The sequence below is a fragment of the Mitsuaria chitosanitabida ATCC BAA-476 = NBRC 102408 genome (assembly GCF_001598255.1).
GTDB classification, from domain to species: Bacteria; Pseudomonadota; Gammaproteobacteria; order Burkholderiales; family Burkholderiaceae_C; genus Roseateles; species Roseateles chitosanitabidus.
Genome location: NZ_BCYP01000033.1, coordinates 25,146 through 47,865 on the forward strand (window position 1 = coordinate 25,146; position 22,720 = coordinate 47,865).

At 69.1% G+C, this 22,720-nt stretch carries 22 protein-coding genes and 1 tRNA gene; 9 read left to right on the forward strand and 14 right to left on the reverse strand.

The features are described 5' to 3' along the window. Window positions 1-71 precede the first annotated feature (71 nt). Window positions 72-1,997 carry a B12-binding domain-containing radical SAM protein gene (locus tag MCHT01_RS19430; protein ID WP_067067605.1) on the forward strand — a complete coding sequence of 642 codons (1,926 nt, stop codon included), beginning with the start codon at window positions 72-74 and terminating at the stop codon, window positions 1,995-1,997. 91 nt (window positions 1,998-2,088) lie between these two features. Here the strand turns inward: MCHT01_RS19430 and MCHT01_RS19435 are convergent, their stop codons facing one another. Then, window positions 2,089-3,411 carry a cyanophycinase gene (locus tag MCHT01_RS19435; protein WP_067067607.1) on the reverse strand — a complete coding sequence of 441 codons (1,323 nt, stop codon included), beginning with the start codon at window positions 3,409-3,411 and terminating at the stop codon, window positions 2,089-2,091. A 211-nt stretch (window positions 3,412-3,622) separates the two neighbouring features. Here MCHT01_RS19435 and MCHT01_RS19440 point away from each other — a divergent pair, with 211 nt between their 5' ends. After that, window positions 3,623-4,681: a hypothetical protein gene (locus MCHT01_RS19440; RefSeq protein ID WP_067067610.1), complete on the forward strand. Its 1,059-nt coding sequence runs from the start codon at window positions 3,623-3,625 to the stop codon at window positions 4,679-4,681. 16 nt (window positions 4,682-4,697) lie between these two features. Here the strand turns inward: MCHT01_RS19440 and MCHT01_RS19445 are convergent, their stop codons facing one another. The 5 genes from MCHT01_RS19445 to MCHT01_RS19465 form a co-directional block, all read right to left on the reverse strand. Next, window positions 4,698-4,931, reverse strand: coding sequence for a hypothetical protein (locus tag MCHT01_RS19445; RefSeq protein ID WP_067067612.1), 234 nt, complete (start codon window positions 4,929-4,931; stop codon window positions 4,698-4,700). A 9-nt stretch (window positions 4,932-4,940) separates the two neighbouring features. Beyond that, on the reverse strand, window positions 4,941-5,360 hold the full coding sequence (locus tag MCHT01_RS19450) for an acyl-CoA thioesterase (protein ID WP_067067616.1): 420 nt from the start codon (window positions 5,358-5,360) through the stop codon (window positions 4,941-4,943). A 51-nt stretch (window positions 5,361-5,411) separates the two neighbouring features. Next, the gene (locus MCHT01_RS19455) at window positions 5,412-6,050 is read right to left on the reverse strand and encodes a YceH family protein (protein WP_067067617.1); all 639 of its coding nucleotides are present in this window, start codon (window positions 6,048-6,050) and stop codon (window positions 5,412-5,414) included. 75 nt (window positions 6,051-6,125) lie between these two features. Further along, the gene (locus MCHT01_RS19460; RefSeq protein ID WP_067067620.1) at window positions 6,126-6,908 is read right to left on the reverse strand and encodes an SDR family oxidoreductase; all 783 of its coding nucleotides are present in this window, start codon (window positions 6,906-6,908) and stop codon (window positions 6,126-6,128) included. 140 nt (window positions 6,909-7,048) lie between these two features. Continuing rightward, a complete protein-coding gene (locus MCHT01_RS19465) occupies window positions 7,049-7,453 on the reverse strand; it encodes an OsmC family protein (protein ID WP_067067621.1) in 405 nt (134 codons plus the stop codon). Window positions 7,454-7,710: 257 nt separating this feature from the next. Between MCHT01_RS19465 and MCHT01_RS19470 the strand changes: the two genes are divergently transcribed. Next, entirely contained in the window at window positions 7,711-9,396 is a 1,686-nt protein-coding gene (locus tag MCHT01_RS19470) for an electron transfer flavoprotein-ubiquinone oxidoreductase (RefSeq protein ID WP_067067624.1), read from the forward strand. Between the two features lie 95 nt (window positions 9,397-9,491). Here the strand turns inward: MCHT01_RS19470 and MCHT01_RS19475 are convergent, their stop codons facing one another. From MCHT01_RS19475 to cysS, 7 genes are all read right to left on the reverse strand, one after another. Next, window positions 9,492-10,130 carry an FMN-binding negative transcriptional regulator gene (locus MCHT01_RS19475; RefSeq protein WP_067067627.1) on the reverse strand — a complete coding sequence of 213 codons (639 nt, stop codon included), beginning with the start codon at window positions 10,128-10,130 and terminating at the stop codon, window positions 9,492-9,494. A gap of 139 nt (window positions 10,131-10,269) precedes the next feature. Next, a tRNA-Ser gene (locus tag MCHT01_RS19480) sits at window positions 10,270-10,362 on the reverse strand. Window positions 10,363-10,431: 69 nt separating this feature from the next. Continuing rightward, entirely contained in the window at window positions 10,432-11,703 is a 1,272-nt protein-coding gene (locus MCHT01_RS19485) for an aspartate kinase (RefSeq protein ID WP_067067629.1), read from the reverse strand. Window positions 11,704-11,790: 87 nt separating this feature from the next. Further along, complete coding sequence (gene tilS, locus MCHT01_RS19490; protein WP_245643431.1) at window positions 11,791-13,167, reverse strand: tRNA lysidine(34) synthetase TilS; 1,377 nt, start codon at window positions 13,165-13,167, stop codon at window positions 11,791-11,793. Window positions 13,168-13,207: 40 nt separating this feature from the next. After that, window positions 13,208-14,179, reverse strand: coding sequence for an acetyl-CoA carboxylase carboxyltransferase subunit alpha (locus MCHT01_RS19495; protein ID WP_067067632.1), 972 nt, complete (start codon window positions 14,177-14,179; stop codon window positions 13,208-13,210). Further along, complete coding sequence (locus tag MCHT01_RS19500) at window positions 14,180-14,833, reverse strand: DNA-3-methyladenine glycosylase family protein (protein WP_067067634.1); 654 nt, start codon at window positions 14,831-14,833, stop codon at window positions 14,180-14,182. Beyond that, complete coding sequence (gene cysS, locus MCHT01_RS19505) at window positions 14,833-16,230, reverse strand: cysteine--tRNA ligase (RefSeq protein WP_067067636.1); 1,398 nt, start codon at window positions 16,228-16,230, stop codon at window positions 14,833-14,835. The genes MCHT01_RS19500 and cysS overlap by 1 nt, the downstream gene beginning before the upstream one ends. A 190-nt stretch (window positions 16,231-16,420) precedes the next feature. On the opposite strand from cysS, the gene MCHT01_RS19510 reads away from it, so the two are divergent. Genes MCHT01_RS19510 through MCHT01_RS19530 form a run of 5 tightly spaced genes read left to right on the forward strand, consistent with a single transcriptional unit; the run spans window position 16,421 to window position 19,809 of the window. Further along, entirely contained in the window at window positions 16,421-16,957 is a 537-nt protein-coding gene (locus MCHT01_RS19510; RefSeq protein WP_084453021.1) for a tetratricopeptide repeat protein, read from the forward strand. Between the two features lie 56 nt (window positions 16,958-17,013). Beyond that, complete coding sequence (locus tag MCHT01_RS19515) at window positions 17,014-17,589, forward strand: peptidylprolyl isomerase (protein ID WP_067067642.1); 576 nt, start codon at window positions 17,014-17,016, stop codon at window positions 17,587-17,589. An 11-nt stretch (window positions 17,590-17,600) separates the two neighbouring features. After that, the gene (locus MCHT01_RS19520) at window positions 17,601-18,104 is read left to right on the forward strand and encodes a peptidylprolyl isomerase (protein ID WP_067067643.1); all 504 of its coding nucleotides are present in this window, start codon (window positions 17,601-17,603) and stop codon (window positions 18,102-18,104) included. Further along, window positions 18,104-19,018: a UDP-2,3-diacylglucosamine diphosphatase gene (locus MCHT01_RS19525; protein ID WP_439956180.1), complete on the forward strand. Its 915-nt coding sequence runs from the start codon at window positions 18,104-18,106 to the stop codon at window positions 19,016-19,018. Before MCHT01_RS19520 ends, MCHT01_RS19525 begins: the two co-directional genes overlap by 1 nt. Further along, window positions 19,015-19,809 (forward strand): M90 family metallopeptidase, encoded by a 795-nt coding sequence (locus tag MCHT01_RS19530; protein ID WP_067067646.1) that lies wholly within the window; start codon window positions 19,015-19,017, stop codon window positions 19,807-19,809. Before MCHT01_RS19525 ends, MCHT01_RS19530 begins: the two co-directional genes overlap by 4 nt. Window positions 19,810-19,820: 11 nt before the next feature. Here the strand turns inward: MCHT01_RS19530 and MCHT01_RS19535 are convergent, their stop codons facing one another. Next, the gene (locus MCHT01_RS19535) at window positions 19,821-20,753 is read right to left on the reverse strand and encodes a LysR family transcriptional regulator (protein WP_067067649.1); all 933 of its coding nucleotides are present in this window, start codon (window positions 20,751-20,753) and stop codon (window positions 19,821-19,823) included. A 330-nt stretch (window positions 20,754-21,083) separates the two neighbouring features. On the opposite strand from MCHT01_RS19535, the gene MCHT01_RS19540 reads away from it, so the two are divergent. After that, window positions 21,084-22,523: an MFS transporter gene (locus MCHT01_RS19540; protein WP_067067651.1), complete on the forward strand. Its 1,440-nt coding sequence runs from the start codon at window positions 21,084-21,086 to the stop codon at window positions 22,521-22,523. Window positions 22,524-22,720: the final 197 nt, after the last annotated feature.

Consider the following 22,720-nt stretch of genomic DNA (forward strand, 5'->3'; position numbering starts at 1 on the left):
GGCCTGGCTCCGCGGTCCCGAACAAACCCGGCCTTTGCCGGGTTTGTTTTTTTGCTTCTACAGTTCCGCTCATGTCCGCCGCGCCCGATCTCCGCGTGCTGTCGCTCATCCCGCCGATGACGCAGCTCAACACGCCCTACCCCTCGACCGCCTATCTGACGGGGTTCCTGCGCTCGCGCGGCCTGCCCGCGGCGCAGCGCGACCTGGCGCTGGCGCTGGTGCTGAAGCTGTTCTCGCGCGAGGGCCTGCAGCGCATCCGCGCCGCCGTGCACGCGATCGCGCTGCCCGATCGCGGCATCGCCTCGCGGCTCTTCGACGAGCAGTTCGACCGCTACCTGGCGACCATCGCCCCCACCATCGCCTTCCTGCAGGGTCGAGATCCGACGATCGCGCACCGCATCAACACGCGGGCCTTCCTGCCCGAGGGCAAGCGCTTCGAGTCGCTGGAGGTCTACGTCTCCGAGGAGGGCGAGGATCCGCTCGCCTGGGCCTTCGGCGCGCTGGGCCTGCAGGACCGGGCCCGCCACCTGGCGACGCTCTACCTGAACGACCTGGCCGACGTGCTGCGCGAATCGGTCGATCCGCGCTTCGAGTTCGTCCGCTACGCCGAGCAGCTGGCGACCAGCCAGCCCACCTTCGATCCGCTGCGCGACGCGCTGGACGCTGGGACCAACCTGGTCGACGAGCTGCTGCGCGAGCTCACGCTGGAGGCCATCGACGCCGAGCGGCCCGACGTGGTGCTGCTGTCGGTGCCCTTCCCCGGCGCGGTCTACGCGGCGCTGCGCATCGGCCAGACGATCAAGCGCGAGCGCCCGCACATCCGGGTACTGCTGGGCGGCGGCTTCGTCAACACCGAGCTGCGCGAGCTCACCGAGCCGCGGCTCTTCGACTACGTCGACTACGTGACCCTGGACGCGGGCGAGCGGCCGCTGCTGGCGCTGCTCGAGCACATCGCCGGCAAGCGCGGCCGCCAGCGCCTGGTGCGCTGCTTCGTGCGCGAGTCCGAGGGCGAGCTGGCCGGCCAGGTCCGCTACATCAATTTCGCCGAGCCCGACGTGCCCTTCGAGGACGTGGGCACGCCGACCTGGGACGGCCTGCCGCTGCGCGACTACCTGTCGCTGCTGGACATGCTCAACCCGATGAACCGGTTGTGGAGCGACGGCCGCTGGAACAAGCTGACCATCGCGCACGGCTGCTACTGGAAGAAGTGCAGCTTCTGCGACATCACGCTGGACTACATCTCGCGCTACGAGGCGGCCTCGGCGAAGACGCTGGTGGACCGCATCGAGGCCATCGTCGCGGAGACCGGCCAGACCGGCTTCCACTTCGTCGACGAGGCGGCCCCGCCGAAAGTGCTGAAGGCGCTGGCGCAGGAGCTCATCGATCGCGGCGTGTCCATCAGCTGGTGGGGCAACGTGCGCTTCGAGAAGACCTTCACCCCCGAGCTCTGCCAGCTGCTGGCCGACAGCGGCTGCATCGCGATCAGCGGCGGGCTGGAAGTCGCATCGGATCGGCTGCTCAAGCTGATGCAGAAGGGCGTGTCGGTCGAGCAGGTCGCGCGGGTGACGCGGGCCTTCACCGAGTCCGGCATCCTGGTCCACGCCTACCTGATGTACGGCTTCCCGACGCAGACGGTGCAGGACACGGTGGACGCGCTGGAGTACGTGCGCCAGCTCTTCGAGCACGGCTGCATCCAGAGCGGCTTCTTCCACCGCTTCGCCTGCACGGTGCATTCACCGGTGGGACAGGACCCGGCGGCCTTCGGCGTGGAGCTGCTGCCGCTGCCGCCCTCCCCGTTCGCGAAAAACGACGTGGGCTTCGTGGACCCGACCGGCACCGACCACGATGCCATGGGCGAGGCGCTGAAGAAGGCGCTCTACAACTTCATGCACGGCATCGGCCTGGAGCAGGACGTGCGGCGCTGGTTCAGCGTGCGCGTGCCCAAGCCCAAGGTGCCACGCCACTTCATCGGCGAGGCGCTCGAGCGCGTGCATTGAGACGACGCGGCGCGCAGGCGCCCGCGTCGATCATCGTCTTCATCGGCTTTCCGCGGTCGTCGGCGGTCGTCGGCGACGAGCAGCCGGATCGTCAGCGCATGATCGCCGGCACGCCCAGCGTGGCCGGCGGCAGCGGTGCGGCGGCGGTCGGATCGGGCAGGCGCACCGGGCGCACATCCAGTCGCACGTCGAGCAACGTGACGTCGCGCGGATCGTCGTCGTCGACCCAGCCCTGCGTGTCGGATCCCCGATAGAGCCGGAACACGAAGCCGGTGCGGTCGCGCTCGCCGGTCGCGCCGGGCCGCACGCGGGCCGCCATGGCGCGGACCTCGCTGGCGGGCGATCGCAGCAGCTCGGTCATCGCCTGCACGATGCGGTTGTCGCCGAGGATGTCCGGCTGGAAGGAGTCCACCGGGCCGCGCGACGGCATCGGCTGTCCTTGCGCCGCGGCGCGGACCGGCACCACGGGATTGGCGGCGGTCTTGCGCGGTGCCGGCTCGGTGACGCCGGTGCGCAGGTCGTGGCGGTCGCCGCTGTCCAGATAGCTGAGCCGCGCGCCGCGCACGTTGAGCACGCCCATCGCGGGATCGCTGCGGGCATCGCGCAGATCGACCAGCAGCGCGCCGCGCGCGCCGATGATGTCCACGCGCTGGTCGTGGATCACCGCGGCGCTGTTCTCCTCCACGCCCAGTCCCAGCCGATAGCCCTTGGCGAGCATCAGGGGCAGCATGCGACCGATGCGGCCGCGCTTGAGGAAGTGCTGGTCGACGAAGAGCTGGTCGCCGATGAAGCCCAGGCCGCGGTCGACCTCCTGGCCGTCGCGCATCTGGCCGCGCATGACGCCCATGACGTCGAGCGCGTCGCGGAACATGACGCGACTCATGATGGCCGCGCCGGCACTGGTGCCGGCCACCACGCCGCCGCGGCGGTAGACCTCCCAGATGGCCTCGAGCATCGCGGTGGGTCGGCCCTGCGGCTGCAGCGTGTCGACGATGAAGCCCTGCGCGCCGCCGGAGAAGAAGACCGCGTTGGACGCGCGCACCTTGGCCAGCAGCTCGGGGTCGGCGAGGTTCTTCTGCAGGTCCGCGCCCTCGAGCCGCGGCGCGACGGGGATGTGCTCGGCCTGCGCGCCGTGGCGCACCAGCTCGTCGATGATGGTCTGGGCAGAGCGCTCCGGCGCGACCGAGGCGGTCGCCAGCACCGCGAAGCGCGCCTTGCCCGGGCCACCGGCCTCGTCGACGATGCGCTGCCACACGGCGTCGTTGTCCATCCGCAGCGCGCCGCCGATGACGATGGCCGTCTGCGCGTGGGCCGCGCCCCCGCCGATCAGCGCCGCCATCGCGCCCAGCGCGATCACGCCGCGCCGCAGGGCGAGCCCGCGGACCCGCGTCGAGATGAAACGAAGTGCGTCCATGCCCCCTATCTTGCATATCCCGTGCCGGATGGGAAGCGGGCCCGACCTTCAACAAGGGGATGGGAGGGAAGACGCCACGCAGCGCCGGTCGCCGTGCTAGCGCGATGGCGCCCGACGCCCCTTCCACACCCTAGGGGATGACGCCCGTGCAGCGCGTTTCGATACTCGATCCACGCCACGCTCGGGCGAGCCGGGCCCCAGGGAGACCTCGATGACGACGCAGATCTACTCGCATCAGGATCTGATGCAGGGACGCACCAACTTCAATCAATCCGTCCCCGTGATCGCGCATGGCGACTCCTGGGGCTCGTTCGGCTCATTGCCGCCGTGGATCACCGGCAGCCTGTTCAACCAGATGGACTTCGGCAAGGACGTGGGCATCGTCAACTACGCGATGCCGGGGCAGCTGCTGCGCGACCTGCCCGATCCGCGCAAGTTCCCGACCTTCCACCTGGCGATGACGCTGCGCGGCATGCCGGACTGGCGCGCGATGCTGATCTCGGGCGGCGGCAACGACCTGATCGACTGGGCGCGCCGCGGGCCGGGCTACGACCTCACCCAGCGCGTGCTGCGGCACGCGGACGAATTCCTCCCGCCGGACCACGGCCCGTCGCGCTACCTGTCCCAGACGGGATGGACCCACCTGTGCGAGGAACTGCTCGACGCCTACCTGGACCTCGACGCGCTGCGCGACCAGAACTATCCGCGGATGGAGATCATCACCCACGTCTACGACTACATGACGCCGCGCTTCGCGCCAGCGGTGGGCGGGGTCTCCGGCCCCTGGCTGGCACCGGCGTTCACGAGCGCCGGCATCCCCGCGGGCGACTGGCAGGCCGCCGCGCGGGTGCTGGTGGACTGGTTCCACGATTTCCTGGAGCAGCGCGTCAAGACCACGATCGGCGGCTTCGTCGTGCTGGACACGCGGGGCGGCAGCGTGCCGGCGGCACCGGGCACGACCGGCATCAGCAACGACTGGGCGAACGAGATCCACCTGACGGCGGCGGGCTACCGCCGGCTCGCCACGGCGACGTGCAATCCGGATCTGCAGGCCCACGCCGCGCAGTGGACGACAGGCGAGATCGCTGACACCCTCGCCGCGCCGAAGTCATTGGACTTCGGGCCGAAGTCGACACCGGCGCCGAAGCAGGCGAAGACCAAGGCGAAAGCGAAAGCGTCGGCGAAGGCCGGATCCAAGGCGGCCGCCAAGTCCGGCGCGCAACGCGCGACGAAGGCCAAGCCCAAGGCAGGCGCGAAGCGGTCGACATGAGAGCGAGGCCGCGCGCTCAGCGGGCGTCGTCGCCCTGATGACGGCGCTTGCGGTTCTTGCGCAGGCGATAGATCAGCAGCGGCACGAAGACCGCGATGCCAAGGGCGAAGGGCGCGATGCCGCCGCCCTTGCCGGGCTGGTTCAGGCCGCGCAGCATGTCCATCAGCTGGCCGAAGCCGCTGACGATGAGCCAGAGGAAGAAGAGCGTGACCAGCGCCGAGAGCGCGAGGCCGATGAGGGTGCGTTTCATGAGAGGTCCTCAGCCGAGCTGCTCGCGCAGCCAGTCCGGCAGCGGAATCGACTTCTGCAGCGAGGCGTCCTGCCACACCGTGGTCGCCCCACCGGAGGCGTAGATCACGCCGGGCTCGTCCAGGCGTTCCAGCGTGATCCAGGTGTCGAAGCTCGACCGGCCCGGATTCGAGACGTAGTGCTTCGCGAGGATGTCGCCCGGGTAGGTCAGCTGACGATGGAAGTTGCAGAAGGCGTTGACGATCACCGGCCCCTGCCCCGCCGGCGCGGGCGCGCCGCCCAGGCTGTCCAGCCATTCGATGCGGGCCATCTCCAGGTAGCGGAAATAGACCGTGTTGTTCACATGGCCCATCGCGTCCATGTCGCCCCAGCGGATCTGGATGCGGGTTTCATGGACGAGCTTCTTGTCGTCGGGCAAATCGATGCGCATGGAATTTCAGCGGTGGCGGTGGGCAGCGTGGGGTGCGGGATCGGGCCCGCCTCAGGCGAGGCCCAGCTCCGCCTGGATGCGGGCGACGGCCGCCTTCAGTTCGTCGACTTCGGCGCGCAGCGCGGCGATCTCCTCGTCACGCGCGCTGCTCGACGCGGCGCCGCTCGACGACGCGGCCGAGGCCGTCGGGATCGCCGGCTCGCCGCTGAGCAGATGTGCCCAGCGCGCCTCGCGCGCGCCCGGCGCCTTCGGCAGCTTCACGGCCAGCGCGGGCTCGCGCGTGGCCAGTTCCTCGAGGAAGCCCTCCACCGAGGACACGTCGGCGAAACGGTGCAGGCGCTCGCAGTTGAGGCGCAGCTCCGCCGAGGTCTGCGGGCCGCGCAGCATCAGCACCGCGAGCAGCGCCTCCGCCTGGCCGGGCACGCCCAGCACGCGCCTCATGTTGTGCTCGAAGCGCGCCACCCGGCTGCCGCTCACGCTGTTCACCAGGCTCATGGCCTTGAGCTCGTCCAGCACCGCGGCCACGTCGGACTCGCTCGCGTTCATCACGGGCTCGCGCGCGGTCTTCTGGTTGGCGCCCAGCGTCAGGCTGTTCAGCGACATCGGGTAGCTGTCCGGCACGGTGGAGGCCTTCTCCACCAGCACGGCCAGCACGCGCGCTTCCAGCGCGCTCAGTTCTCTCACAGCCATCGGGCCCTTGTCCTCTTCTGTCTTTCTTCGTTCGATGGGCCGCGGCCGTCCTCCGACGTCGCGGCCGGAGACGGCTCAGACGCCGAAACCGTCGTCCGCCTGGATGATCGCGCCATTGATGAAGCGGCTCTCCTTGGCGCACAGCATCAGCAGCGTCGTGTCCAGGTCCTGCGGCGTGCCCACGCGCTTGCGCGGCAGCAGCTCCACCAGCTTGCGACCCTGGTCGGTCTGCCAGTGGTGGTGATTGATCTCGGTGTCGATGTAGCCGGGGCAGATGGCGTTGACGTTGATGTCGAACTTGCCCCACTCCAGGGCCATCGCGCGGGTCATGTGGACCACCGCCGCCTTGCTCATCGCATAGACGCCGATCTGCGAGAGCACCCGCAATCCCGCCATCGACGCGATGTTGACGATGCGCCCGCCGGTGTAGGTGCCCGGCGCCGCGCCGCGCGCCCGCGCCAGCATGCGCTTGCCGACCTCCTGCGCGACGAAGAACGCGCCGCGCACATTGGTGTCCATCACGTAGTCGAAGTCCTCCGGCGTCACGTCGACCAGCTTCTGGGTCGTGCTCACGCCGGAGTTGTTGATCAGGATGTCCAGCGTCCCGACCTCGGTCTCGGCGCGCGCCACGGCGGCCTTGATGCTGTCGATGTCGGTGACGTCCATCTGCACGACGTGCGCGTCGCCGCCGCCGGCCTCGATCTCGGCGCGCAGCGCCTTCAGGCGCTCCACCCGGCGGGCCGCCAGCACCACGCAGGCGCCGGACTTCGCCAGGGTCCTGGCGAATTGCGCGCCCAGTCCACTGGACGCGCCGGTGACGAGGGCCACGCGGCCCTCCAGATCGATGCTGTAGCTCATGGGGAGGTCTCTCGCAGAACTTCTCGTATGACCGGACAGGTGCCGGGCACGATAGCACGCGAGCGTCCGCCGACGATGATCCCCCTGCGACAGCCGCCGGCAAGCGCGCGATCGCCGGCGATCATGCGCGCCGTCGGCGATCAGCCGGCCATCACCGTCTCGATCTCGGTCGTCACCTGCGTCATCAGCTTGTGCACCGGGCACTTCTCGGCGACGGCGAGCAACTGCTGGCGATGCTCGTCGGTGAGCTGGTCCCCGACGAAGGTCAGCGAGGTCTTGAGCTTGTAGACGCCCTGCCGCTCCTGCGAGCCGTCGCGCTCCACCTCCACCAGCACATCCTCCACCGGGATGCCCTTGCGGCGCGCGAACCACAGCACCGTCAGCGCCTTGCACGCGCCCAGCGCGGAATCGTAGAACTCGTGCGGGTCCGGACCGGCGTCCTCGCCGCCGCCCTCGACCGACTGGTCCGCGATCAGGCGATGGTCGCGGATGCTCAATGTCTGCCGCATCGGGCCGCTCTTGTCGCGTTGGAGATGGATGGTCATGAGGTCCTCTGGTTGACTGCGGAAAGCGCGGGCCATCGTACGGTGCGCGCGCCCGCGCCGGGAGCCCCGTTCGGGTCGGTGCCCGCTCACCCGCGGCTGTCGACGCGCTTCTCTATTTCATAAAAAGCACGACCGTTCTTTTTTCCATTCACGCGGCTAGAATGCGCCGCAACCCGCCCCAGCCAGACAGCGAGCCGGCCTGTGCCGATCCCGCCGACCGGACGTGGCTCCCACGACTAGAACGAGCAAGGAAGACCATGACCTCCGAAGAACTCATCGCCCAGTACGGACCTCGCGACAGCATGGAATACGACGTGGTGGTCGTCGGCGGCGGTCCCGCCGGCCTGGCCACCGCGATCCGCGTCAAGCAGCTCGCGGCCGAGAAGGGCCAGGAGATCTCGGTGGTCGTGCTCGAGAAGGGCTCGGAGGCCGGCGCGCACATCCTGTCCGGCGCGGTCATGGATCCCAAGGCCATCACCGAGCTCTTCCCCAACTGGAAGGAGCTGGGCGCCCCGCTGAACCAGGAAGTCACCGGCGACCAGGTGCTGTTCCTCAACGAGACCGGCGCGAGCGAGACCCCGCAGTTCCTGATCCCGGGCTGCTTCCACAACCATGGCAACTACGTCATCTCGCTGGGCAACGTCACCAAGTGGCTGGCGCAGCAGGCCGAGGCGCTGGGCGTGGAGATCTTCGCCGGCTTCGCCGCCTCGGAAGTGGTCTATGACGATCAGGGCCGCGTCAAGGGCGTGGCCACCGGCAACGTCGGCGTCGGCAAGGACGGCGAACCGCACGAGGGCTTCCAGCTCGGCATGGAGCTGCACGGCAAGTACACGATCTTCGCGGAAGGCGCGCGCGGCCACCTGGGCAAGCAGCTGATCTCGAAGTTCCAGCTGGACGCCGGCAAGGACCCGCAGACCTACGCCATCGGGATCAAGGAGCTGTGGGAGATCCCCGCCGAGCAGGCCAAGCCGGGCCTGGTGGTCCACACCGCCGGCTGGCCCATGGACAAGGAGACCTACGGCGGCGGCTTCCTGTACCACCTGGAAGGCAACAAGGTCACGCTGGGCTTCGTGGTCGGCCTGGACTACAAGAACCCGTGGCTGTCGCCCTTCGAGGAGATGCAGCGCTGGAAGACGCACCCCTCGATCCGCAAGCACATCGAGGGCGGCAAGCGCCTGGGCTACGGCGCGCGCGCGATCACCGCGGGCGGCCTGCTGAGCCTGCCCAAGCAGGTCTTCCCCGGCGGCGCGCTGGTGGGTGACGACGCCGGCTACCTGAACGCCGCGCGCATCAAGGGCAGCCACGCGGCGATCAAGTCCGGGATGATGTGCGCCGACGCGATCGTCGAGGCGCTGACCGCCGGCCGCTCGCTGGACGAGCTGTCGGCCTACCCCGCCGCCTTCGAGCAGAGCTGGCTGCGCGACGAGCTGAATCAATCGCGCAACTTCAAGACCTGGTTCAAGAAGGGCAACACCATCGGCACGCTGATGACCGGCATCGAGCAATGGCTGCTGCCCAAGCTGGGCATGAAGAGCCCGCCGTGGACCCTCCACCGCGACAAGCCCGACCACGTCTACCTGCGCCCCGCGTCGGAGATGCCGAAGATCGCCTATCCGAAGCCGGATGGGAAGCTGACCTTCGACCGGCTGTCGTCGGTGTTCGTGTCCAACACGAACCACGAGGAGAACCAGCCGGCCCACCTGACGCTGAAGGATGCGTCGGTGCCGGTGAACGTCAACCTGACCAAGTACGCGGGCCCGGAGAGCCGCTACTGCCCGGCCGGCGTCTACGAGTTCGTGAAGACCGACGACAACGTCGAGCGCCTGCAGATCAACGCGCAGAACTGCGTGCACTGCAAGACCTGCGACATCAAGGACCCGACCCAGAACATCGTCTGGATCACGCCGGAAGGCGGCGGCGGCCCGAACTACGTGAGCATGTAAGCCACGCGTCGCGCGCTCGGCGCGAACGACAAGGCCCGCCATCGGCGGGCCTTTGCATTTGGGCGATCGGCAAGACCTGGCCCCGTGCGGCGCGCTCAGCGCGGCGAAAGCTCCCTCACCCAGCTCGCGAGCATCTGCTCCTCGAGCGAGCCGTGCTCCTGGTGCGCGAGGATGCGCGCGCGCTCCGCGGCGCTGCGGTTCTGGCTGATCTTGGCCTTCATCGTCCAGCGCTCCACCGGAATGCGGAAGCCGACGATCGCGCCCAGCATCTTGCGCTGGAAGTCCTCGGGAAGACCGCGCCATTGCGCGGCGTAATCAGGCTCCTGCGTCGCGATCAGACGCTTGAGCAGCGCATCCTTGCCCTGCTCGTCGTCGATGACGCGCACCGGCCCCTGGACCTGCAGGGTCAGGTAGTTCCAGGTGGGGACCGACAGCGGGGTGTCGTAGAGGCTGGGCGAGACGTAGGCGCCGGGCCCGTTGAACTGCACCAGCACCTGGTCCACCTCGCCGGACACCAGCGCCGCCACATGCGGATTCGCGCGCGCGAGGTGGCCTTCCAGCCACCAGCCCTCGCCCGCCGAGGGATCGCCGGGCGCGCCCCAGATCATGGGCACCGGCGTCGCCGACAGCCCGTGCACCGGGTCGATCAGCATCAGCGTGGCGAGCGGATGTTCCTGGATCATCAGCCGCGCATGCGAGAGATCCGGGAGGTCGAAGTGCTTGGGCGTGTACATGGACGAGGACTGTAGGCCACATCGCCCGCCGCGGGTCGCCTCGCCGCCCGATTCGTGACCACGATCACCACCGGATCCGAATGGCCGCCCGGAATGCAAAAACCCCCGCAGCTTGCGCTACGGGGGTTTCACATCTGGTTGGCGGAGACGGAGGGATTCGAACCCTCGATGCAGGTTTTGCCCACATACTCCCTTAGCAGGGGAGCACCTTCGGCCACTCGGTCACGTCTCCAACCGAAGAAGCTGCGACTATAGCATGGGAATTTGACCCCTCAACCGAAACTCCGGTTGAAAGCGATCATCAGGCTTCGATTTCCTGGTCCAGGTCGAAGGCGCGGTGCAGTGCTCGCACAGCCAGCTCCATGTACTTCTCGTCGATGACGACGGAGGTCTTGATCTCGCTGGTCGTGATCATCTGGATGTTGATGCCCTCTTCCGACAGCGAGCGGAACATCTTCGACGCCACGCCCACGTGCGAGCGCATGCCGATGCCCACGATCGAGACCTTGCAGATCCGCTGGTCGCCGACGACCTTGGCCGCCTGCACCGCCGGACCGACGGTCTTCTCCAGCAGCTCCATCGCGCGCTGGTAGTCGTTGCGGTGCACGGTGAACGAGAAGTCGGTCTTTCCGTCCTGCGACACGTTCTGGATGATGACGTCGACGTCGATGTTGGCGTCGGCCACGGGGCCCAGGATCTGGAACGCGATGCCGGGCTTGTCCGGCACGCCCAGCAGCGTCACCTTGGCCTCGTCGCGGTTGAATGCAATGCCGGAGACGACGGCTTGTTCCATGTTCTCGTCCTCTTCAAAAGTGATCAGGGTGCCGGACTTGGCTTCCTCGTTGATGTCGATGTCCCAGGGCGTGAAGCTGCTGAGCACGCGCATCGGCACGCGGTACTTGCCGGCGAATTCCACCGAGCGGATCTGCAGCACCTTGGAGCCGAGCGACGCCATCTCCAGCATCTCCTCGAAGCTGATGGTGCTCATGCGGCGGGCCTCGGGCACGACGCGCGGATCGGTCGTGTAGACACCGTCCACGTCGGTGTAGATCAGGCACTCGTCGGCCTGGATGGCCGCGGCGATCGCGACCGCCGAGGTGTCCGAGCCGCCGCGACCCAGCGTCGTGATGTTGCGGTCCTCGTCCACGCCCTGGAAGCCGGTGATGACGACCACGCGGCCGGCGTCCAGGTCGGCCTTGACCTTGGCGTCGTCGATGCTCTCGATGCGCGCCTTGGTGTAGGAGTTGTCGGTGGCCACGCCGACCTGCCAGCCGGTGTAGCTGACGGCGTCCATGCCCTCGGCCTGCAGCGCGATGGCCAGCAGACCGACCGAGACCTGCTCGCCGGTGGAGGCGATCATGTCCAGCTCGCGCATCAGCGCGGGCGAGGCGCTGGTCGGGGAGAGATCCTTGGCCAGACCGAGCAGGCGGTTCGTCTCGCCGCTCATCGCGGACGGGACGACCACCATCTGGTGGCCGGCCCGTGCCCACTTGGCGACGCGCTTGGCCACGTTGCGGATACGGTCGGTCGACCCCATCGAGGTGCCGCCGTACTTGTGAACGATCAATGCCATGGGAGTGTCAGATGACTGCTGAGGGACGTCGTGCCGACGTCCGCATTACCGCGGGAAGGAGGTGCGCCGCGACCACAGCGGACGATTCTAAGACGCGTCCCTGCCCGCAACGTCGCGACCCATGCGCGATCCGCATGCATCCGGCACCCAACGGAGGCTCATCTGTGCTTCGCCGCCGGCCGCGAACGCGCGCGCGTCGATGCCCAGGCCGGGCACGAACCGCAGCTGTCCGTCGACATAGATCAAGGGCCCTTCCCTCTGAACAGCGGGGATTCCCGCCGTCTGCCAGCATTTCTTGAGCGCGCGCGGCAGGCCCTTCGGGTGCGCCTGGAACTGCTCGCCGCCTTCGCGCGGGCGCAACTCGGCATTGCTGAGCGCAGAAAGCGCGATACCCCCCGTGGTCACGGGTTCGACATCGAAGGCACCGCCCCAGGCCGCCACGGGATGGCGGCCGGGGCGCGCGAGATCGAGGTGCATCGACGGCGCGTCGCCGCCGACGGCGATGCCCAGGCCCGCGAGCGACGCCGGCGGCGCCTCCACGCGCGCGGGCGCCACGGGCCGCGCCTGCACGAACAGGCGGCCCCGATAGAGATGCAGCTCGGTCGGACCCAAGGGCCAGCGCGCGACGGTCGCGGCGGGGACCTCGTCCAGCAAGCGGCGGATCAAGGTCGCCGGCGCGGTGCGACCCGAGGCGCGACGCAGCCAGGCCCGCAGCAGGTTCGACGCGCGAGCCGGGCTCAGCGCGCTCACGCTCGCCTGATCGAGACCGCCCTCGTCGGTCCAGCGCGCGAGGTCCTCCTCTGCGAGCTCCTGCTGAAGCGCCGCCGCCTCCTGCGCCCATTGGGCGGCATTGGAGAGCGCCGTCTCCGCGCCCGGGGTCATCGCGAGCAGCCCCGGCCACACCGCCTGCCGCAGGCGATTGCGGGCGAAGCGCACATCGGTGTTGCTGTCGTCGTCGATGAAGGCGAGCTGATGGGCGGCGACATAGGCTTCGACGGCCTCGCGCGGATGGTCCAGCCAGGGGCGCGCCCAGCACACGCCGTCGCGCCACTGCGCCCGCGGCATCGCCGAGAGCCCGGCCGTGCCCGCGCCGCGCAGCGCCTGGAGAAGGAAGGTCTCCGCCTGATCGCGGCGGTGATGCGCGAGCAGCAGCAGATCCGCGCCCGCGGCGAGGGCCAGGCCTTGCAGCGCGCGGAAGCGCCCGCCTCGGGCCCAGGCCTCGATGCTCTCGCCGGCGGCGGGCGCGCCGCTCAAGCGCTCATGGACCAGCGTCACCGGCAGGCCTTGCGCGGCCCAGGCGTCGACCTGCATCCGCAGGTGCGCCAGCCACGCGTCGGCGTGGGGACTCAGTCCATGATGAATGTGCAACGCCACCACGCGCTGACCCAGCGCGTGGGCCGCGACGATGGTGGCGTGGAGCAGCGCCGTGGAGTCCCGGCCGCCGCTGCAGGCGACCGCGATCACACGGCGGGTGGTCGCGGCGCCGGACGCCGCGGCGTCAGGATCAGCGGCTCTTGGTGTCGCCGAATCGGCCATAGGCCTGCAGGCGCTCGTAGCGGCGCTCCAGCAGATCCTTGGTCTTCAGGTCGGAGACCTGGCGCAGGGCGTCGCCCAGCGCGCGCTTCAGATTCGAAGCCATCTGCTTCTGGTCGCGATGCGCGCCACCGACGGGCTCGTTCACGATCTTGTCGATCAGGCCCAGGGCCTTCAGACGGTGGGCGGTGATGCCCAGCGCTTCCGCGGCTTCGGACGCGCGCGCGGCGGTCTTCCACAGGATCGACGCGCAGCCTTCCGGAGAGATCACCGAGTAGGCCGAGAACTGCAGCATCAGCACCTGATCGGCCACGCCGATGGCCAGCGCGCCGCCGGAGCCGCCCTCGCCGATCACCGTCGCGATGATGGGCACTTCCAGCTGGGCCATCTCGAAGATGTTGCGGCCGATCGCTTCCGACTGGCCGCGCTCCTCGGCGCCGATGCCCGGGTACGCACCCATCGTGTCGATGAAGGTGAAGACGGGGAGGCCGAACTTCTCGGCCAGCTTCATCAGGCGCAGGGCCTTGCGATAACCCTCGGGACGCGGCATGCCGAAGTTGCGCAGCGTGCGCTCCTTGGCGTCCGAGCCGCGCTGATGGCCGATCACCATGCAGGCCTGGCCGTTGAAGCGCGCCAGACCGCCGACGATCGCGGCGTCATCCGCGAAGTGGCGGTCGCCGTGCAGCTCCTGGAACTCGGTGAAGACTTCCGAGCAGTAGTCCAGCGTCTGCGGGCGTTGGGGGTGTCGGGCGATCTGATAGACCTGCCACGGGAGGACGTTCGCGTAGATGTCCTTCGTGAGCTGGTGGCTCTTCTTGCCCAGGCGGTCGATCTCTTCCGAGATGTCCACCGCGGACTCGCTCTGCACGTAGCGGAGCTCGTCGATCTTGGTCTCGAGCTCAGCGATCGGCTGCTCGAATTCGAGGAAGTGTTTCTTGCTCATTCAATAATCCACCGGTAGCGGATCAAGGCTCCGCCAAATGTACCATGTGGCCACCGAGCGATACGGGGCCCAGCCCTCGCCGAGTTCCCGGGCTTCCGCCCGTGACACCGGCTCGTCGCTGAAGTAATGCTGACTGATGCCCTTCAGCAGTCCCAGATCGTCCAGCGGCAGCACGTTGGGCCGCATCAGGTGGAAGATCAGGAACATCTCGGCGGTCCAGCGACCGATCCCGCGGATGGCCACCAGCTCCTCGATGATGGGTTCGTCGTCCATCTGCGCCCATTGGCGCACATGGACCTGGCCCGACTCGAAATGCTGCGCCAGGTCGCTCAGGTACTCGACCTTGCGGGCCGACAACCCGGCCCCACGCAGCACATCCTTGTCCAGCGTCAGCACCTCGGCCGGCTTGATCCGGTTCGAGGGGCCCGACATCAGTCCGGCCAGCTTGTCCCAGGTGCCCTGGGCCGCCTTGACCGAGATCTGCTGACCCACGATCGAGCGCGCCAGCGTCGTGAACGCGTCACCGCGGCTTTGCAGCCGGGCCTCGCCGAATTGCGGGATGAGCTTCTTCATGACCCGGTCGCGCTTGACCAGATGACGGCAGGCCTCGTCCCAATAGTCCGGGGTGACCCCGGCAGTCGCCACACGCGCCATCAGGCCTGGTCCCCGACTTTGGAGATGCGCACCCAGCTCGTGCCCGACGTGGAATCCTTCAGCTCGATGCCCTGCTCGACCAGCGCCTTGCGGATGCGGTCGGCCTCGGCGAAATCGCGGGCCGCCTTGGCCGCCGCGCGCGCGGCGATCTGCGCCTCGATCGCGGCCTCGTCCAGGCCGGCACCGGCTTGCAGGAAGCTCTTCGGTTGCTGCTGCAGCACGCCCAGCACGCCGCCCAGCGCCTTCAGCAGACCGGCATCGGCCGACGAGCGATCGCGGTTGACCTGGTTGGCCAGCTCGAACAGCACCGCCAGCGCGCCCGGGGTGTTGAAGTCGTCGTCCATCGCGGCCTTGAACGCGGCGGCATGGCCTTGCGTCCAGTCGATGGCCACGTCGTCGGCCTGGACCGCGTCCAGCGCCGTGTACAGCCGGCGCAGCGCGGTACGCGCATCGTCCAGGCTGACGTCGCTGAAGTTGAACGGGCTGCGGTACTGCGTGCGCAGCATGAAGAAGCGGATCGACTCGCCGTCGAACTTCTCCAGCACTTCCGCGATGGTGAAGAAATTGCCCAGGCTCTTGGACATCTTCTCGCCATCGATGTTCAGGAAGCCGTTGTGCATCCAGACATTGACGAACGGATGGCCGAAGGCGCCCTCGCTCTGCGCGATCTCGTTCTCGTGGTGCGGGAACTGCAGGTCCATGCCGCCGCCGTGGATGTCGAAGCGCTCGCCCAGCAGGGCGCAGCTCATCGCGGAGCACTCGATGTGCCAGCCCGGACGGCCCTCGCCCCAGGGGCTGGCCCACTTGGCTTCGGCGGGTTCCTCGGCCTTGGCCGACTTCCACAGCACGAAGTCCAGCGGATCGCGCTTGCCGTCGTCGATGGCCACGCGCTCGCCGGCGCGCAACTGGTCCGGGGACTTGCCGCTGAGCTTGCCGTAGCCCTCGAACTTGCGCACCGCGTAGTTCACGTCGCCGCCGTCGGCCTGATAGGCCAGGCCCTTCTGTTCGAGCTTGCCGATGATGTCCAGCATCTGCGGGACAAAGTCCATCGCGCGCGGCTCGTGGGTGGGCGTGGCGATGCCCAGCGCCGCGAAGTCGCGGTGCATGGCGGCGATCATCTCGTCGGTGAGCTGGCGGATCGTGATGCCCCGCTCCAGCGCCCGGCGGATGATCTTGTCCTCGATGTCGGTGATGTTGCGCACGAAGTTGACGTCGTAGCCGCTGGCCGAGAGCCAGCGATAGACGACGTCGAACGCGATGTTCATGCGCGCATGCCCCATGTGACACAGGTCGTAGACGGTGATGCCGCACACGTACATGCGGACTTTGCCCGGCTCGATCGGTTCGAAGGGTTGCAGCTGACGGGTCAGCGTGTTGTAGATGCGCAAGGAAGACATGGATGTGCCGCGCCGGACGCCCACTCCACCGGTCCGCCGCGGGCACGGGACGCCGCTACCACCGGGCCCGCAGCGTGCTGCGGGGCGTCGGAGTGCGGCGTGTCGTGCGGTGGGGGCGGGAGGGCCGGCCGGGTGACGAGCGGGAGACGAAAGCTCGCTCTAGAATGCCCGGCAGTATAGCGGCCCGACCATGCCAAGAATCACCCCCCTGCTCCGCTCGTGCTGCCTCGTCCTGGCGGCACTGGGCTTCGCTCCTCTGTCTCACGCCGCCGTGCTCGACGACGCCCAGGGCCTGTGGGCCGCCGGCAAGCGCGACCAGGCGATCAAGATGGCGGAGGACGCCCTCAAGACCACCCCCGAGGATCCTCGCCTGCGCTTCGCGCTGGGCACGATGCTGCTGGAACAGCAGCAGCTCGAGCGCGCCCGGGTCCTGTTCACCGGTCTGACCGAGGACTTCCCCGACCTGGCCGACCCCTACAACAACCTGGCCGTCATCCATGCAGCCCGGGGCGAGTACGAAGCCGCCCGCCAGGACCTGATGCGCGCGCTGGACCTGCAGCCCGACCACGCACAGGCCCAGGAGAACCTGGGCGACGTGCTGATGCGTCTGGCGCAGCAGGCCTACGAGCGCGCGCTCAAGCAGGCGCTGGGCGACGACACGGCGCTCAAGCTCAAGCTGCAGCGCGTGGTCGCGTTCAACAACGCCAAGGGCGCGCAGGCGCGCTGAGCCTCCTGCGCCGCCCGCGCGCCTCTTTCTTCATCTCTTTCACTGCCATCCGCACCATGAGGACATCCAAACTGCTGCTCGGGCTGGGCGCCGCCGCGCTGTCGCTGGCCTGCTCGCTCGCGCACGCGCAGGTCGTCAAGCTGTCGACCACGATGGGCGACATCAAGGTCCAGCTGGATCCGGAGAAGGCGCCCAAGACGGTCGCCAACTTCGTGGCCTACGTGAAGGCCGGTCACTACAACGGCGTCATCTTCCACCGCGTCATCGACGGCTTCATGATCCAGACCGGCGGCTACACGCCCGATCTGAAGCAGAAGCCGACCAAGGCCCCGATCCCGCTGGAGGCGGGCAACGGCCTGATGAACATCCGCGGCAGCATCGCCATGGCGCGCACCGGCGACCCCAACTCCGCGACGTCCCAGTTCTTCATCAACGTCGTGGACAACCCCGGCCTGGACCCGGGTTACGCGTCGGACGGCCGCGGCTACGCGGTGTTCGGCTACGTCACGGAAGGCATGGACGTCGTGGACAAGATCCGCGAGGTGCAGACTTCGAAGTCGCCGAAGAACCCGGCGTTCCAGAACCTGCCCAACACCCCCATCCTCATCAACAAGGCCACGGTCGAGAAATAAGGAGTCTCAGCATGAGCAAGAAAGTCGAACTGCACACGAACCACGGTCTGATCACGATCGAACTGGATGACGTCAAGGCCCCGGGCACCGTGGCCAACTTCCTGGCCTACGTCGCCAAGGGTCACTACGACGGCACCATCTTCCACCGCGTCATCAAGGGCTTCATGGCCCAGGGCGGCGGCTTCGAGGTCGGCATGCGCCAGAAGGACACGGACGCCCCGATCCAGAACGAAGCCAACAACGGCCTGAAGAACGACAAGTACACGCTGGCCATGGCCCGCACGAACGCGCCGCATTCCGCCAGCGCGCAGTTCTTCATCAACACGGTCGACAACGACTTCCTGAACTTCAAGAGCGAGTCCCCGTCCGGCTGGGGCTACGCCGTGTTCGGCAAGGTCATCGGCGGCCAGGACATCGTGGACAAGATCGAGAAGGTCAAGACCGGCCGCTCGGGCTTCCATGACGACGTGCCGGTCGATCCGGTCATCATCGAGCGCGCCGTCGCGGTCGAGTGATCCCGAGGTCCGCTGCTGACTTCCCGCTGCCGGGCCCGCTGACGTCGCTGGACGCGGCGCCGGGCTGGCGGCGGATCGACCTGCTGTCGGACCTGCACCTGTCGCCGGACATGCCGGCGACGCTGGCGCGCCTGCGAGGCCATCTCGCGGCGACGCCCGCCGACGCGGTCATCCTGCTCGGCGACATCTTCGAGGCCTGGATCGGCGACGACGCGCGCTGGCAGGCCGACACCTTCGAGCAGCACGCGCTGCAACTGCTGCACGACACCGCCAGCGGCCACGGCCGCGCGGACGGCCGGCCGCTCGCCCTCTTCTTCATGCACGGCAACCGCGATTTCGCCCTGGGCGAGCCGATGGCGGCGGATGCCGGCATGCGGCTGCTCGCGGATCCCACGCGGCTGAACGCCTTCGGCCGCGGCTGGCTGCTGAGCCATGGCGACCAGCTCTGCCTGGGCGACGTCGGCTACCTGCGCGCCCGCGCGGTGGTGCGTCGGCCCGAGGTCCTCGCGGCCCTGCGCGCGCTACCGCTCTTCGCGCGTCGCGCGCTGGCCCGGCATCTCCGGGCGAAGAGCCGCCTGCATCAGTCGGATCCATCGACCTGGGCCGACGTGGACGACGACGCCGCGCGCGCTTGGCTGCGCGCCTCCGGCTGCGACACGCTGATCCACGGCCACACGCACCGCCCGTTCACCCATGACCTGGGCGGGGGACTGACGCGCGCCGTGCTGTCCGATTGGGACTACGACGGCGCCCACGGTCCCGCCCGCGGCGACGTGCTGGTGATCGACGCCGACGGCCTGCGTCGCATCGAGCCGCTCACGCAGGCGCCGGCCGCGACCGGCTCGCACACGCATGCGCCCACCCGCCTGCCTGTCCCGGACTCCACCACGTCCGGCGGCGCGACACCGCGATGATCGGCGGCCTGCTCCAGCGCTGGCGCGAGCACCGCGAGCGCAAGCTGCTCGAGCGCTTCGCCATCGCCGAACCGCTGTGGCAGCTGACGCTCGCCCACTACCCCTTTCTTGCGCGCCGCGACGACGCCGATCGCGCCGAGCTCCGGCGGCTGTGCTCGCTGTTCCTGGCCTCGAAGGAATTCCACGGCGCGCGCGGCTTGGCGGTGACCGACGAGATGGCCGTGGCCATCGCCGCACAGGCCTGCCTGCCGGTGCTGCGATTGGGGCTGGACTGGTATGACCGCTTCCTCGTGATCGTGGTCCATGAGGGCGAGGTCGTGGCGACGCGCGAGGTCATGGATGAGGACGGCGTGGTCCAGGTCTACGAGGAACCGGTGGTCGGCGAGGCCCCCGGCGCCGGGCCGATGATGCTGGCCTGGAACGAGATCACCCCCGAGGCCGCCCACCGTCTGGAGGGCATGGATCCGGTCTACAACGTCGTGATCCACGAGTTCGCCCACATCTTCACGATGGACGCCCCGGAGGGCGCGGAGGGCCTGCCGCCGATCGCGGACAAGGCCTTGCGTGCGCGTTGGCAGGCCACGATGGAGGCCGAATGGGACTGGTTCTGCGGCCAGGTCGACGCGGGCGCGCCCACGCTCATCGACCCCTATGGCGAGAGCTCGCTGGAGGAGTTCTACGCCGTCGCCGTCGAAGCCTTCTTCGTCGCGCCACGCGAGCTGCTCGCCGAGCAGCCGCGGCTGTACCGGCTCTTCGTCGAGTTCTTCAGGCAAGACCCGGCACGCGGCTGAGCGCTCCGCGCTCATTCGTCCCGCAGCCGCTCCTTCAGGAAGTCCACGAAGGCCCGCACCTTGGGCGACAGATGCCGGCTGGTCGGCCACACCGCGTGGAAGCGGCCGGCGGGCTGGTCGTGGAGCGCGACCACGCGGCGCAGCCGGCCCTCCCGCAACGTCTCCCGCGCGAGGAAGTCGGGCAGGCAGGCGATGCCCAGGCCGGCGAGCGCCGCGCCGCGCACCGCCTCCATGTTGTTGAAGACCAGCGAGCGCCGCAGCCGCGGCTCGGGCGGGGTCTCGGAGAGCACCATGTCCGCGATGCCCTTGTCGCTCGCCGGCACGAGCGGCCAGGTCTGCAGACGCCTCGAGTTGGGGAAGCGAAAGCGGATCCCGTCATGGGCGGCGAGGTCCTCGACATGGCGCGGCTCCCCGCGGCGCGCGAGGTAGTCGGGCGAGGCGCACAGCAGCAGGCGGTAGGGCCGCAGCGGCAGGCTGACGAAGCGTGAATCGCCCAGGTCGCCGCTGCGGATCGCCAGGTCCACGCCCTCCTCGATCAGATCGACGAGGCGGTCGTTGAAGTCGATGTCGAGCTCGATCTCGGGATAGCGGCCGAGGAACTCCGGCAGCAGCGGCAGCAGCAGGTGGTAGGCGACGATGGGGACGCTGATGCGCAGCCGGCCGCGCGGCGCGGCGGTCGCATGCGCGACCGAGGCCTTGGCGTCCTCCAGGTCGTCGAGGATGCGCCGGCAGCGCTCGTGGAACTGGCGCCCCTCCTCGGTCAGCGCGAGCTTGCGCGTGCTGCGCTGGAGCAGGCGCACGCCGAGCTCCTGCTCCAGCCGCGTCACCGCCTTGCCCACCGCCGAGGCCGAGATGCCCAGCACCCGCCCCGCCGCGACGAAGCTGCCCAGATCGGCGGTGCGGACGAAGGCCAGCAGGCCGGAAAAGCCGGAGGAAGGATCCATCGCGTGGGGATTCTGCGGCCTCGATTCCATCCTTTCCTTCCAGAGTGATTGGAATCAAGGCCTGTTTTTCAATCAATCGATCGATCGTATCTTCAATCGCGAGATTGACTCGACCTGATCGGCGCCATGAGCTCCACGACTTCCCACCCCGCCTCCGCCTCATCCTCCCTCCCGACCGCCACCTTCGTTCCGCACGCTGCTTCGCCTGCCGTTGCGCCACACGCCCCACCGACTGTCTCGCACACCGTCTCGCCGACCGTTTCGGCCGCCGTCCCGCCCGCCGTATCGGCGCTCGCCACCGGCCGCGCCGAGACCGCGCGCCAAGGTCGCGTGCTCGCGTCCGTCTGCATGGCCTCGGCGACGATGCCGATGGTCTTCACCGGCGCGGCGGTCGCGCTCGGCGGCATCGCCGACGACCTGGGCGCCTCGGCGGCCGCGCTGGCCTGGGTGACCAACGCCTTCATGCTGACCTTCGGCGGCTTCATGCTGGCGGCGGGCGCGCTGGCCGATCGCATCGGCCGTCGCCGCGTCTTCCGCGCGGGCGCCCTGCTCTTCCTGATCGCCTCGGCGCTGCTGCCGGTGGCGCAGGCGATGTGGGCCTTCAACCTGCTGCGCGGCCTGCAAGGACTGGCAGGGGCGGCGATCCTCAGCAGCGGCGCCGCGCTGCTCGCGCAGGAGTTCGACGGCCCCGCCCGCACGCGGGCCTTCAGCTGGCTGGGGACGAGCTTCGGCATCGGCCTGGTCCTGGGGCCGATCTCCGCGGGCTTTCTGTCGACGGCCTTCGGCTGGCGCGCGATCTTCGTGCTGGTGATGGCGACCCAGGCGATCGCCCTGTTCATCGGCGCCGGCGCGCTGCGCGAGTCGCGCGACGACCAGGTGGCCGCCTTCGACTGGCCCGGCGCCGCGCTGTTCACGACGGCGCTGTCGGCGCTGACCTGGGCCGTGCTGCACGCGTCGGAGCGCGGCTGGTCGGATGCGGGCGTCGTCGCCGGGCTGGTCGCCTCGCTGATGCTCTTCATCGTCTTCGCCCGCATCGAGCACCGCAGTCCCGCGCCGATGCTGGACCTCTCGCTGTTCCGTTACCGGCGCTTCATCGGCATCCAGCTGCTGGCCGCCGCGCCGGCCTATGCCTTCGTCGTGCTGCTGGTGATGCTGCCGATCCGCTTCGCCGGCATCGAGGGCTTGTCCGCGTCGCTCACCGGTTGGCTGATCGCGGCGCTGTCGGCGCCGCTGCTGGTGCTGCCGCTGGTGGCCGGACGCGCGACGCGGTGGTGCTCGCCCTCGACCCTGTGCGGCGCGGGGCTGCTGGTCGCGGCGGCGGGGCTCTGGTGGCTGTCGCGGGCGACCGGCGGGATCGAGGCCCTCCCCGCGATGGCGCTGATCGGCATCGGCATCAGCGGGCCGTGGGGGCTGATGGACGGCCTCGCGGTGAGCGTCGTGCCACCGCAGCGCGCGGGAATGGCGGCGGGGATCTTCAGCACGGTCCGCGTGGCTGGCGAAGGCGTGGCGCTGGCGATCGTGGGATCGACGCTGAGCGCGTTGATCGCGGCGCGGTTGCCGGCGGAGATGCAGGCGGCGGCGCCGCTGCTCGCGACCGGGCGGCTGGGCGAAGCAACGGCAGTTCATGCGGCAATGTCGTCCGCGGACGTCGTGGTGGCTTATGAGCAGGCGTTCTCGCAGCTGGCGCAAGGACTGGCCCTGGTGACGGTGTTGACGGCGGTGGTGGTGCTGTTCTTCCTGCGTGGCGCCGCTCCCACGGTCGCGCGCTAGACCCCGAAGACCCCCACCCCTACCCTCTCCCGCAAGCGGGCGAGGGGGCAAGACGGTTCTGGCATGCCACGACTCTCTCCCCTGCCCCACTCCCGCGCAGCGGGCGAGGGAGTAAGACAGGCTCTGGTGGGCGACGGCCCTCACCCCAACCCCTCTCCCACTTCATGGGAGAGGAGCTCTCTTGGCCCCCTCGCCCG